Source organism: Enterobacter sp. CGMCC 5087 (genome assembly GCF_003144775.1).
Lineage (GTDB): Bacteria > Pseudomonadota > Gammaproteobacteria > Enterobacterales > Enterobacteriaceae > Enterobacter > Enterobacter cloacae_M.
Genome location: NZ_QFXN01000234.1, coordinates 1 through 13,457 on the forward strand (window position 1 = coordinate 1; position 13,457 = coordinate 13,457).

Annotated in this window: 9 protein-coding genes; 2 read left to right on the forward strand and 7 right to left on the reverse strand. The window is 57.4% G+C overall.

What is annotated here, in order from left to right; genetic code table 11:
- Positions 1-1,017: glycogen/starch/alpha-glucan phosphorylase (locus DEO48_RS20640; RefSeq protein ID WP_181367036.1), on the reverse strand; the 1,017-nt coding region annotated here is incomplete at its 3' end.
- 586 nt (positions 1,018-1,603) lie between these two features.
- Here DEO48_RS20640 and malT point away from each other — a divergent pair.
- Positions 1,604-4,309, forward strand: a complete 2,706-nt coding sequence (gene malT, locus DEO48_RS20645; RefSeq protein ID WP_023309505.1) for an HTH-type transcriptional regulator MalT — start codon at positions 1,604-1,606, stop codon at positions 4,307-4,309.
- A gap of 98 nt (positions 4,310-4,407) precedes the next feature.
- On the opposite strand, the gene DEO48_RS20650 is transcribed toward malT, so the two are convergent.
- From DEO48_RS20650 to glpE, 3 genes are read right to left on the reverse strand one after another with little or no spacing between them, the layout of a single operon-like run.
- The gene (locus DEO48_RS20650) at positions 4,408-5,166 is read right to left on the reverse strand and encodes a DeoR/GlpR family transcriptional regulator (protein WP_008503060.1); all 759 of its coding nucleotides are present in this window, start codon (positions 5,164-5,166) and stop codon (positions 4,408-4,410) included.
- A gap of 16 nt (positions 5,167-5,182) precedes the next feature.
- Complete coding sequence (gene glpG, locus DEO48_RS20655; protein WP_109846161.1) at positions 5,183-6,013, reverse strand: rhomboid family intramembrane serine protease GlpG; 831 nt, start codon at positions 6,011-6,013, stop codon at positions 5,183-5,185.
- Between the two features lie 47 nt (positions 6,014-6,060).
- Positions 6,061-6,393 (reverse strand): thiosulfate sulfurtransferase GlpE, encoded by a 333-nt coding sequence (gene glpE, locus DEO48_RS20660; protein ID WP_006177908.1) that lies wholly within the window; start codon positions 6,391-6,393, stop codon positions 6,061-6,063.
- A gap of 250 nt (positions 6,394-6,643) precedes the next feature.
- Between glpE and glpD the strand changes: the two genes are divergently transcribed.
- Positions 6,644-8,152 carry a glycerol-3-phosphate dehydrogenase gene (glpD, locus tag DEO48_RS20665; protein ID WP_109846162.1) on the forward strand — a complete coding sequence of 503 codons (1,509 nt, stop codon included), beginning with the start codon at positions 6,644-6,646 and terminating at the stop codon, positions 8,150-8,152.
- A 95-nt stretch (positions 8,153-8,247) separates the two neighbouring features.
- On the opposite strand, the gene glgP is transcribed toward glpD, so the two are convergent.
- From glgP to glgC, 3 genes are read right to left on the reverse strand one after another with little or no spacing between them, the layout of a single operon-like run.
- Positions 8,248-10,695, reverse strand: a complete 2,448-nt coding sequence (gene glgP, locus DEO48_RS20670) for a glycogen phosphorylase (RefSeq protein WP_045355952.1) — start codon at positions 10,693-10,695, stop codon at positions 8,248-8,250.
- Positions 10,696-10,713: 18 nt separating this feature from the next.
- Positions 10,714-12,147, reverse strand: a complete 1,434-nt coding sequence (gene glgA, locus DEO48_RS20675; RefSeq protein ID WP_023309509.1) for a glycogen synthase GlgA — start codon at positions 12,145-12,147, stop codon at positions 10,714-10,716.
- A complete protein-coding gene (gene glgC, locus DEO48_RS20680) occupies positions 12,147-13,442 on the reverse strand; it encodes a glucose-1-phosphate adenylyltransferase (protein WP_023309510.1) in 1,296 nt (431 codons plus the stop codon). The genes glgA and glgC overlap by 1 nt, the downstream gene beginning before the upstream one ends.
- Between the last annotated feature and the right edge of the window lie 15 nt (positions 13,443-13,457).

The window sequence follows — 13,457 nt, forward strand, 5'->3', positions numbered from 1 at the left end:
ACGGCTGGTGATGGCCCAGGCGTCGTCCCAGCTCAGCTGATGCTCGTCGATCAGCACGCGCAGCAGTTCCGGGATCGCAATGGTCGGGTGCGTGTCATTGAGCTGAATCACTTCGAAGTCCGGCAGCTGCGCCAGCTTGCGGCCCGCCAGGTGATGTCGACGCAGAATGTCCGCCACGGAGCAGGCGCACTGGAAGTACTGTTGCATCAGGCGCAGCTTTTTACCGGCCAGGTGGTTGTCGTTCGGGTAGAGGACTTTGGTCAGCTTCTCGGCGTCGATGCCCTGCTGCTCGGCGCGCAGGAAATCGCCGTCGTTGAATTTGGTCAGGTTAAACGGATGCGCGTGCTTCGCCTGCCACAGACGCAGCGGCTGCGCCACGCCGTTACGGTAGCCGAGCACCGGCAGATCCCAGGCTTCACCGGTAATGGTGAACGCCGGTTCCCAGAGACCCTGCTTTGTCACTTTCCCGCCAATGCCAACCTGTACGTCCAGCTGCGCGTTGTGGCGGAACCACGGATAGGTATTGCGATGCCAGTCGTCCGGCGCTTCCATCTGATGCCCGTCGGCAAACGACTGACGGAACAGGCCGTACTGGTAGTTCAGACCATAGCCGATCGCCGACTGGCCGACGGTCGCCATGGAGTCAAGGAAACAGGCTGCCAGACGTCCCAAGCCGCCGTTGCCCAGCGCCGGGTCAATCTCTTCTTCGAGCAGGTCGGTCAGGTTAATTTCGTGTTCTTTGAGGACGTCACCGACGTCCTGATACCAGCCAAGGTTCAACAGGTTGTTGCCCGTCAGACGGCCAATCAGGAATTCCATAGAGATATAGTTCACGTGACGCTGGCCTTTAACAGGCTTCGCCACCGGTTGAGCATCCAGCTGCTCTGCGAGCGCACCGCTCACGGCCTGCCACCACTGGTGAGGCGTCATCTCGTTTGCAGCATGAAGGCCAAAACGCTGCCACTGACGCGTCAGGGCAGCCTGGAATTGAGCTTTGTTGAAGGTAGGCTGTGACATAGGGGATCGGCATCCTTTAGAAAGAAAACACAAGTTGGCGCTAGTGTGCCTGGCTCATTTCCCCTCTTCCTCCTCCTGTGGGGGATTAGACAGGGAGGAGTAGCGGGGATGAGCATAAAAGTGTGATCGAGGCCACTCTCAGAGCATAGTTCGAGCGTGCCCGGAAGATAAAAAAGTAATCGGGGAGAATGTCAAAGAAATGAAATGCAGTTTCGGGTGAGATTAATCCGTTCTGAAATGATTACTTACGTAGAATAATAATTTAGTCATCGGGTTACATCTCCGGAGACTATTACTCTCACTCAACTTTACCCACACTTTATTAAATTTGACGTCACTATACCTTTCTGAAACCAGTTTCAGCGCAGCGGCAATGTATACAGACAAGCCAGCGGTGACGCGGCGTTACGGCCCTTTCGAGAAAGTTCCAACATTTGCCTGAATGTTTTGTGACAGAGTGCAAATTCAGAACCACAAAACCCAGACATAACTTGCAATAGTTCTCTTTCTGTTCGACCTTATATCGTATTAATTACGAAGCGCAAAAAAAATAAAATCTCTCGTTCCCCACAGTGAAGTGAAACCTATGTTGATTCCGTCTAAATTAAGTCGCCCGGTTCGTCTTGACCATACAGTGGTCCGCGAGCGTCTGTTGGCTAAACTTTCCGGCGCGCATAATTTCCGACTGGCGCTGGTTACGAGTCCTGCAGGCTATGGAAAAACAACGCTCATTTCGCAATGGGCCGCGGGTAAAAGCGATCTTGGCTGGTACTCCCTCGACGAGGGCGATAACCAGCAGGAGCGTTTTGCCAGCTATCTGATTGCCGCCATACAGCAAGCCACCCATGGACACTGCGTCGCCAGTGAGGTGATGGTGCAAAAGCGCCAGTACGCCAGCCTGTCCTCCCTTTTTTCTCAGCTGTTTATCGAACTGGCCGAATGGCATCGCCCGCTTTACGTGGTGATCGACGATTACCATCTCATCACGAATCCGGTGATTCATGAATCGATGCGTTTCTTCCTGCGCCATCAGCCGGAAAACCTGACTTTAGTGGTGCTGTCACGCAACCTGCCGCAGCTGGGCATTGCCAACCTGCGCGTGCGCGATCAGCTTCTGGAAGTGGGCAGCCAGCAGTTGGCCTTTACCCACCAGGAAGCGAAGCAGTTCTTTGACTGCCGCCTGACATCACCGATTGAGGCCGCCGAAAGCAGCCGTCTGTGTGATGACGTTGCCGGCTGGGCCACGGCGCTGCAGCTTATCGCGCTCTCTGCCCGACAAAACAACAGTCCGGCGCATCAGTCTGCGCGGCGTCTGGCGGGCATCAACGCCAGTCACCTTTCTGACTACCTGGTGGATGAGGTGCTGGACAGCGTCGATCCCTCGACACGTAATTTCCTGCTGAAAAGCTCTCTGCTGCGTTCCATGAACGATGCGCTGATTGTGCGCGTGACGGGCTGTGAAAACGGCCAGCTGCAGCTCGAAGAGATTGAACGTCAGGGCCTTTTCCTGACGCGCATGGACGATCCCGGCGAGTGGTTTAGCTATCATCCGCTGTTTGGCAGCTTCCTGCGCCAGCGCTGTCAGTGGGAACTGGCGGTTGAACTGCCGGAGATCCACCGCGCCGCTGCCGAAAGCTGGATGGCGCAAGGCTTCCCGAGCGAGGCCATCCACCACGCGCTGGCCGCCGGTGATGCCAGCATGCTGCGCGATATCCTCCTCAATCATGCGTGGGGCCTGTTTAACCACAGCGAGCTGACGCTGCTGGAAGAGTCTCTCAAAGCCCTGCCGTGGGAAAGCCTGCTGGAGAACCCGCGTCTGGTGCTGCTGCAGGCCTGGCTGATGCAGAGCCAGCACCGCTACAGCGAAGTGAACACCCTGCTGGCGCGCGCCGAGCAGGAGATGGAAAGCGAGATGGATACCACCCTGCACGGCGAGTTCAACGCGCTGCGCGCTCAGGTGGCCATTAACGACGGCGACCCGGACGAAGCTGAACGGCTGGCGATGGTCGCGCTGGATGAACTGCCGCTGGCTAACTTCTACAGCCGCATCGTTGCGACCTCGGTGCACGGCGAAGTGCTGCACTGCAAAGGCGACCTCACGCGTTCGCTTTCACTGATGCAGCAAACCGAACAGATGGCGCGTCGTCATGATGTCTGGCATTACGCGCTGTGGAGCCTGATCCAACAGAGCGAGATTTTATTCGCACAGGGGTTCCTGCAGGCCGCCTGGGAAAACCAGGAAAAAGCGTTCCAGCTGATTCGTGAACAGCACCTGGAACAGCTGCCGATGCACGAGTTCCTGTTGCGTATTCGCGCTCAGCTGCTGTGGGCCTGGTCGCGTCTGGATGAAGCGGAAAGCTGCGCCCGCCAGGGTGTGGATGTCCTTTCCAGCTTCCAGCCTCAGCAGCAGCTGCAGTGCCTGGCGCTGCTGGTGCAATGCTCGCTGGCGCGCGGCGATCTCGATAACGCCCGCAACCATCTGAACCGCCTGGAGAACCTGCTCGGCAACGGTCAGTATCATAGCGACTGGGTCTCTAACGCCGATAAGGTCCGGGTGATTTACTGGCAGATGACCGGCGATAAAAAATCCGCCGCCAACTGGCTGCGTCAGACGCCAAAACCGGAATTTGCTAACAACCACTTCCTGCAGAGCCAGTGGCGCAACATTGCCCGCGCGCAGATCCTGCTCGGTGAAATAGAGCCCGCAGAGATTGTGCTGGAAGAGCTGAACGAGAACGCGCGCAGCCTGCGTCTGATGAGCGACCTGAACCGTAACCTGCTGCTGCTGAACCAGCTTTACTGGCAGGCGGGTCGTAAAAACGATGCCCAGCGCGTGCTGCTGGAAGCGCTGCAGCTGGCTAACCGCACAGGGTTTATCAGCCACTTTGTGATTGAAGGTGAAGTGATGGCGCAGCAGCTGCGTCAGCTTATTCAGCTCAACACGCTGCCGGAGCTCGATCAGCATCGCGCCCAGCGCATTCTGCGCGAGATTAACCAGCATCATCGGCACAAGTTCGCGCATTTTGATGAGAACTTCGTTGAACGTTTGCTGAACCACCCGGAAGTGCCGGAGCTTATCCGCACCAGCCCGCTCACCCAGCGCGAATGGCAGGTGCTGGGGCTGATCTATTCAGGCTACAGTAACGAGCAGATTGCCGGCGAGCTGGCGGTGGCGGCGACCACCATCAAAACGCATATCCGCAATCTGTATCAGAAGCTGGGCGTGGCGCATCGTCAGGATGCGGTACAGCATGCGCAGCAGCTGTTGAAGATGATGGGGTATGGCGTGTAGGACCTCTGCGGTCTGATGCCCTCACCCCGGCCCTCTCCCACAGGGAGAGGGAGAAAGTTTTGTAGGTCGGGTGAACGCAGCGCCACCCGACACAAGTCCTAGCATAATTCCAGCTGCAAATTATTATCTTTAATCACCTGCATCACGCCCGCTGGCGGCATCACGTCGGTGTAGACCGCATCCACCATGCTGATGCTGCCCATGTTTACCATCGCATTTCGGCCAAACTTCGAATGGTCCACCACCAGCATCACGTGGCGTGAGTTCTCAATAATCGCGCGCTTGGTGCGCACCTCGTGATAGTCAAACTCCAGCAGCGAGCCGTCGCTGTCGATGCCGCTGATCCCGAGAATGCCGAAGTCGAGGCGGAACTGAGAGATAAAATCGAGGGTCGCTTCGCCGATAATCCCGCCGTCGCGGCTGCGCAGTTCGCCGCCCGCGAGGATGATGCGGAAGTCGTCTTTTTGCATCAGGGTATTGGCCACGTTCAGGTTGTTCGTGACCACGCGCAGGTTCTCGTGATCCAGCAGCGCATGGGCGACCGCTTCCGGCGTGGTGCCGATATCAATAAACAGCGTCGCCCCGTTCGGGATCTGGCTGGCGACCTTGCGGGCAATGCGCTCTTTCTCAGCCGTCTGCGTGGCTTTACGGTCATGCCAGGAGGTATTGACCGAACTGGACGGCAGCGCCGCGCCGCCGTGGTGGCGAAGAATGCGGTTCTGATCGGCCAGGTCGTTCAGGTCACGACGGATGGTTTGTGGGCTGACGGCAAACTGCTCCACCAGCTCTTCGGTGCTGACGTATCCCTGTTTTTTTACCAGTTCGATAATAGCGTCATGACGTTGTGTTTGTTTCATCAATTATCCCTGAGAATTATGTTCGTTTTCGCGCATGGAGCGTGTCGGCAAAGGCCATCGCCAGCCCCACGGCCAGCCCGGCGACGTGTGCACCGTTGGCGATAGACATACCAAACAGATCAAACCATCCGGCAATTAGCCATATTAACGCAAAGGTTATTAATCCGCGCTGCAGATAGATGCCGCTTTCCGGATCGCGCTCCCCGCGAAGCCAGACATAGCCCATCAGGGCGTACACGACGCCCGACAGCCCGCCGAACCACGGCCCGCTGAACTTGTGCTGCACATAGCCGCTGAGCAGGGCGCTGATAAGGGTGATAACGATCAGCTTGCCGCTGCCCAGACGCTTTTCAACGGTGCCGCCGAGATACCACCACCAGAGCAGGTTGAAGAGGATATGCATCACCGAGAAGTGCATCAGCGCGTGGCTAAAGTAGCGCCAGACGTCAAACTCAAGAGATGGGTCATAAGGCCAGGCCAGAGCAATCATCACGCTCTGGTCGCCCACCACGTTCATGATAATGAAGACGATAATGCAGGCCGCCATCAGCAGCAAAGTAAACGGACCCGCGCGCTCGCGGATGGTGGCGAGGAAGGGAAAACGGCTGTAGTGCAATCCGCTGTCGGTCTGCCCGGACTGCCAGCTGGCCGCCAGATAGCGCGGGTCGCCGGGGTTCTCAAGAAAACGCGCCAGCTCTTCGTTTACGCGCGCGGCCTGGCTCTCGTCGGCCAGCCAGACGTCGGTCTGTGTATGTTGCTGAATGGTCAGAATAACGCCCTGCGTCGCCATATAGTCGACAAACGCCTGGGCGACGCGCGGGTTGGTAAAAGAGGTGATCATCAACATGGGCAGCGGTCGCTTATTTCCACACAAAAGGGGACAGTATAGCGGGATCAGCGCTCAAAAGCGTATTCCACTTCTGCCGGGAAATGACGATGCCAGGCATCGAAGCCGCCGTCGACGCTGTATACCGCGTCGTAGCCCTGCTGAAGCAGATACTGCGCCGCACCCTTGCTGCTGTTGCCGTGGTAGCACATGACCATGACCGGCGTCTCGAAGTCGTTATCGCGCATAAACGCGCCCAGCGTGTCGTTAGTGAGATGAAACGCGCCCGGCGTGTGGCCCATCGCAAAACTCTGCGGATCGCGGATGTCCACCAGCACCGCTTTTCCCTGGTGCATCTTCTGGTGGGCTTCTTCTACGTTAATACATTCAAACTGATCCATGGTGTTCTCTTTCTGTTGTTCAGGTTGGGTGCGCGCTGATGCCCTCACCCCAGCCCTCTCCCACGGGGAGAGGGAGAAAAGTTAGTCGCACTATTTTACCCCGTAGTGTACGTCCTGGCGGCGGGTAAACGCCATTATGTTATCCATATCACTCTAAATTGTTTTTTTGATGTTACCAAAAGCGCGTTCCTTTGCTATTATGAGCGATATCGAACATTTCTGAGCTTTAACGAAAGTGCATGAGGGTGTTATGGAAACCAAAGATCTGATTGTGATAGGCGGTGGCATCAACGGTGCCGGTATTGCGGTCGATGCCGCAGGACGCGGTTTATCCGTACTGATGCTGGAAGCTAACGATCTCGCCTGCGCGACGTCGTCCGCCAGCTCCAAACTGATTCACGGTGGCCTGCGCTACCTGGAACACTACGAATTCCGCCTGGTCAGTGAAGCACTGGCCGAACGTGAAGTGCTGCTGAAAATGGCACCGCATCTGGCTATTCCGATGCGCTTCCGCCTGCCCCATCGCCCGCATCTGCGTCCGGCGTGGATGATTCGAATCGGTCTGTTTATGTACGATCATCTGGGTAAACGCACCAGCCTCCCGGGTTCGAAAGGTTTGCGTTTTGGCTCAGAATCGGTCCTTAAGCCTGAAATCGTGCGCGGTTTCGAATATTCCGACTGCTGGGTGGACGATGCGCGTCTGGTGCTGGCGAATGCCCAGATGGTTGAGAAGAAAGGCGGCGAGGTGAAAACCCGCACCCGCGCGACCTCTGCCCGTCGTGAAAACGGCCTGTGGATTGTGGAAGCGGAAGACATCGATACCGGCGAGAAATTCAGCTGGAAAGCACGCGGCCTGGTGAACGCTACCGGCCCGTGGGTGAAGCAGTTCTTCGACGACGGCATGCATCTGCCTTCGCCGTACGGCATTCGCCTGATCAAGGGCAGCCACATTGTGGTGCCGCGCGTGCATACCCAGAAGCAGGCCTACATTCTGCAGAACGAAGACAAGCGCATCGTGTTTGTGATCCCGTGGATGGACGAATTCTCGATCATCGGTACCACCGACGTGGAGTACAAAGGCGATCCGAAGAATGTCGAGATCGACGAGAGCGAAGTGGACTACCTGCTCAAAGTGTATAACGCGCACTTCAGGAAGCAGCTGTCACGCGACGATGTGGTCTGGACCTACTCCGGCGTGCGTCCGCTGTGCGATGACGAGTCTGATTCACCGCAGGCGATTACCCGCGACTATACGCTCGATATTCACGACGTTGACGGTCAGGCGCCGCTGCTTTCCGTGTTTGGCGGCAAGCTGACCACCTACCGCAAGCTGGCCGAGCACGCGCTGGAAAAACTGGCGCCGTACTATAAAGGCATTGGCCCGGCTTGGACCAAAGGCGCGGTACTGCCCGGCGGTGATATCGGCGACAATCGCGATGATTACGCCGCCAAACTGCGCCGTCGCTTCCCGTTCATCACCGAAGGGATGGCGCGCCACTATGCCCGCACCTACGGCAGCAATACCGAGCTGTTCCTGGGCGATGCGAAGGACATTGCGGATCTGGGCGAGCATTTTGGCCACGAGCTGTACGAAGCCGAGCTGCGCTATCTGGTTGAGCACGAGTGGGTTCGTCGTCTGGATGATGCTATCTGGCGTCGTACCAAAGAAGGGATGTGGCTCAACGCCGAGCAGCAGTCTCGCGTGGCGCAGTGGTTGCTGCAAAATGCGGGGAAGCGTGAGCTGTCGCTGGCGTCGTAATACGATCGGTGCGGGCTGATGCCCTCACCCTGACCCTCTCCCACAGGGAGAGGGAACAAACACTAAAAACGGCAACCGAGGTTGCCGTTTTGTTTTTACAACCTCACCGGATCAATGTGCCAGATCGTCTCGGCATACTCCTTGATGGTCCTGTCGGACGAGAAATAGCCCATATTGGCGATGTTATACATCGCGGCGCTGGTCCACTTCTCCTGCTGACGGTACAGTTCGTCCACCTTATCCTGACAGTCCACGTAGCTGCGATAATCCGCCAGCACCTGGTAGTGATCGCCAAAGTTAATCAGCGAATCCACCAGATCGCGATAGCGGCTCGGTTCATCAGGGCTAAACACGCCGGTCGCGATCTGCGTCAGCACCTGGCGTAACTCTTCATCCTCTTCGTAATATTGACGCGGCGAGTAGCCTTTCCTGCGCAGCGCCTCCACCTCTTCCGTCGTATTACCGAAGATAAAGATATTTTCTTCGCCCACGTGCTCCAGCATCTCGACGTTCGCCCCGTCCAGCGTGCCGATGGTCAGCGCGCCGTTGAGGGCAAACTTCATGTTACTGGTGCCGGAGGCTTCCGTACCCGCCGTGGAAATCTGCTCAGAGAGATCCGCCGCCGGGATGATCATCTGCGCCAGGCTCACGCTGTAGTTCGGAATGAACACCACCTTCAGCTTGTCGCCAATGTCCGGATCCTGGTTGACCACCTTCGCCACGTCGTTGATGAGATGAATAATGTGCTTCGCCATGTAGTAGGCGGAAGCCGCCTTACCGGCGAAGATCTTCACGCGCGGCACCCATTCGGCCGTTGGATCGGCCTTGATGCGGTTGTAATGGGTGATCACGTGCAGCACGTTCATCAGCTGACGCTTGTATTCGTGGATGCGTTTGATCTGAACGTCGAACAGCGCTTTCGGATTTGCCACCACGTTGAGGTGCATCGCCAGCCAGACGGCCAGACGCTTTTTGTTCAGCAGCTTGGCTTCGCGCACGGCTTTGTTCACCGTCGGGAAATCAATATGCTGTTCCAGCTCGCTCAGCTGGCTCAAGTCGGTACGCCAGGTACGGCCGATATTCTCGTCCAGCACCTCAGAGAGCGGCTGATTGGCCAGCGCCAGCCAGCGGCGCGGCGTGACGCCGTTGGTCACGTTGCAGAACCGCGTCGGGAAGATTTTCGCGAAGTCCGCAAACAGCGACTGCACCATCAGGTTCGAGTGGAGCTCGGACACGCCGTTGACCTTGTGGCTGATGACGACCGCCAGCCAGGCCATGCGCACGCGGCGCCCGTTCGATTCATCAATGATGGAAGCGCGGCTCAGCAGCCCGGTATCGTTCGGGTATTGCTCCTGCAGGGTCTTGAGGAAGTAGTCGTTAATCTCAAAGATAATCTGCAGATGGCGCGGCAGGATTTTGCCGAGCATGTCCACCGGCCACGTTTCCAGCGCTTCGCTCATCAGCGTGTGGTTGGTGTAGGAGAATACCTGACAGGTCACTTCAAACGCGTCATCCCAGCTGAACTTATGCTCGTCAATCAGCAGGCGCATCAGCTCCGGAATGGAAAGCACCGGGTGGGTGTCGTTAAGGTGGATCGCGGTTTTCTCCGCCAGGTTGGCGTAGGTTTTGTGCAGCTGATGGTGGCGGCTGAGGATGTCCTGAATGGTCGCCGAAACGAGGAAATACTCCTGACGCAGGCGCAGCTCGCGGCCGGAGTAGGTCGAGTCATCCGGGTACAGCACGCGGGACACGTTCTCGGAGTGGTTTTTATCCTCCACCGCCGCGAAGTAGTCACCCTGATTAAATTTCCCGAGGTTGATTTCGCTACTGGCCTGAGCGCTCCACAGGCGCAGCGTGTTGGTGGCGTCGGTATCGTAGCCGGGGATAATCTGGTCGTAGGCCACAGCCAGGATCTCTTCCGTTTCTACCCAGCGGGATTTTTTGCCTTCCTGCTGAATACGTCCGCCAAAGCGCACCTTGTAGCGCGTATTGTGGCGCTTAAACTCCCACGGATTGCCGTACTCCAGCCAGTAGTCCGGCGACTCTTTCTGACGCCCGTCGACGATGTTCTGCTTGAACATACCGTAGTCGTAGCGGATACCGTAGCCGCGGCCCGGCAGCGCCAGCGTCGCCAGCGAGTCGAGGAAGCAGGCGGCGAGACGCCCCAGGCCGCCGTTGCCGAGGCCCGGGTCGTTCTCTTCGTCGATCAGTTCTTCTAAATCTAACCCCATCTCTTCCAGGGCGGTTTTGACGTCGTCATAAATACCGAGCGACAACAGCGCGTTGGAAAGCGTGCGGCCAATCAAAAATTCCATCGACAGGTAGTAAACCTGACGCGTTTCCTGCGAGAGCTGGGCGCGATTTGAGCGCAGCCAGCGTTCAACTAAGCGGTCACGCACCGCAAACAGGGTGGCGTTCAGCCACTCGTGCTTGTTGGCGATAACCGGATCTTTCCCGATGGTGAACATCAGCTTGTAGGCGATGGAGTGCTTTAACGCCTCAACGCTGAGCGTGGGTGAAGAGTAGCTAAATGGAGCGTTCATATCAGTAACTTCGCCTCGTTACATCAAGCGTTGATAGAGATCGCGGTATGACTGCGCCGCGACATGCCAGCTAAAGTCCATGGACATCGCCTGACGCTGAACGTAACGCCAGAGCGATGGACGGGACCACAAGACGAAAGCACGCCGAATCGCCCGAAGCAGCGACCAGGCATTACTGTCCTCAAAGACAAACCCGCTGGCGATACCGTCCGCCAGGTTTTCCAGAGAGCTATCGGATACGGTATCCGCCAGTCCGCCCGTACGGCGCACCAGCGGCAGGGTGCCGTATTTCAGGCCGTAAAGCTGCGTCAGGCCGCAGGGTTCGAAACGGCTCGGCACCAGGATGACGTCCGCGCCGCCCATAATGCGGTGCGAGAACGCTTCGTGGTAGCCAATCTGCACGCCCACCTGCCCCGGATGTTCCGCCGCGGCGGCAAGGAAACCTTCCTGCAGCACCGGGTCGCCCGCGCCGAGCAGCGCCAGCTGTCCGCCCTGCTCCAGTAAACCGGGCAACGCCTCCAGCACCAGATCCAGCCCTTTCTGGCTGGTCAGGCGGCTGACCACCGCGAACAGCGGCACTTTGTCGTTAACCTTCAGGCCCATCGCAATCTGCAGCTGGCGTTTGTTTTCCGCTTTGTCCTCCACGGAATCACGTCCATAGCGCGCCGCCAGCAGGAGATCGGTTTCCGGGCTCCAGATCTGTTCATCCACGCCGTTCAGAATGCCCGACAGGCGACCTTCGCGGTGGCGCTGTTGCAGCAACCCTTCCATGCCGTAGCCAAACTCCGGCTGGGTGATCTCACGCGCGTAGGTTGGGCTCACCGCCGTGATGTGATCGGCGTAGTACAGCCCGGCTTTCAGGAACGAGATCTGCCCGTTAAATTCCAGCCCGTGCATGTTATAGAACGATAATGGCAGATCGATTTCACTCATGTGATGGGCATAGTACATCCCCTGATACGCCAGGTTATGCACGGTAAAGACCGATTTGGCCGGATGGCCGCGCGCCGCGAGATACGCCGGGGCAAGCCCGGCGTGCCAGTCGTGCGCGTGCACCACATCCGGGCGCCAGAACGGATCCAGCCCCGTCGCCATTTCTGCCCCGACCCAGCCGAGCAGCGCAAAGCGCAGCACGTTATCGGTGTAGGCGAACAGGTTCGTATCGTGATACGGGCTGCCCGGTCGATCGTATAAGTGCGGCGCGTCGATCAGGTAAATCCCTACGCCATTGTAATGTCCAAACAGCAGGGTGATGCGTCCGGCGAAGGTCTCACGGCGGGTCACCACTTTTGCATCAGGAATACCGCGCCGGATATCCGGAAAGGCGGGCAGCAGGACTCGGGTATCCACGCCTCCGGCGATTTGCGCCGCCGGTAATGCACCCAGAACATCTGCCAGACCGCCCGTTTTTAACAACGGGAACATCTCAGAACATACATGTAAAACCTGCATCATCGCTCCTGTTTGATCTGCAGCTTCCGCAACATTTCCCGTGTGACTAACACGATCCCCTCTTCCGAACGATAGAAACGACGCGCGTCTTCTTCCGCGTTCTCACCAATCACCATCCCTTCTGGAATGACGCAGGCACGATCGATAACGCAGCGACGCAGACGGCACGAGCGCCCTACCCAGACATCAGGCAGTAAGACTGCCGAATCGATATTACAGAATGAATTTATCCGCACGCGGGGGAACAGCACCGACTGCACCACCACCGAGCCTGAAATAATGCACCCGCCGGACACCAGCGAGTTCAGCGTCATACCGTGGCTGCCGGAGCGGTCCTGCACGAATTTGGCCGGCGGCAGCGATTCCATATGGGTACGAATCGGCCAGTTCTGGTCGTACATATCCAGCTCAGGCGTGACTGACGCCAGGTCGAGGTTCGCTTTCCAGTACGCTTCCAGAGTTCCCACATCGCGCCAGTAAGGTTCCGCATTGGGATCGGACTGCACGCAGGACAGCGGGAAAGGATGTGCATACGCCATGCCAGCTTTCGTGATTTTCGGAATGATGTCTTTACCGAAGTCGTGGCTGGAGTTTTCGTCTTTGTCGTCATCTTCCAGCAGCTCATAAAGATAATCTGCATCAAAGACATAAATCCCCATGCTGGCGAGCGATTTGGTGTCATCGCCGGGCATGGTTGGCGGGTTCGCCGGTTTTTCAACAAAGTCGATAATTTTGTCGTCGGCATCCACATGCATCACGCCAAACGCCGTCGCTTCAGCAACGGGCACAGGCAGACACGCTACGGTGCAGCGCGCCCCTTTTTCGACGTGGTCGATGAGCATGTGGGAGTAATCTTGCTTGTAGATATGGTCCCCGGCGAGGATCACGATGTATTCCGCGCTGTAGCGACGAATGATGTCGAGGTTCTGCGTCACCGCATCCGCCGTTCCGCGGTACCAGTTCTCGCCGTGGACGCGCTGCTGAGCGGGAAGGAGATCGACAAACTCGTTCATCTCTTCGCTGAAGAATGACCAGCCGCGCTGGATATGCTGAACCAGCGTGTGCGACTGATACTGCGTAATGACGCCAATACGGCGAATGCCCGAGTTGAGACAGTTGGAGAGCGCAAAGTCGATGATACGGAACTTACCACCAAAGTGAACAGCCGGTTTCGCGCGCTTGATGGTCAAATCTTTCAGACGGGTACCACGTCCACCCGCAAGTATCAGGGCAACCGTTTTTAATGGTAGCTGGCGCGCCAACATTAAGGGATCGTTCTTCTCTAATCTAACCATGACTAACTCCTTTTT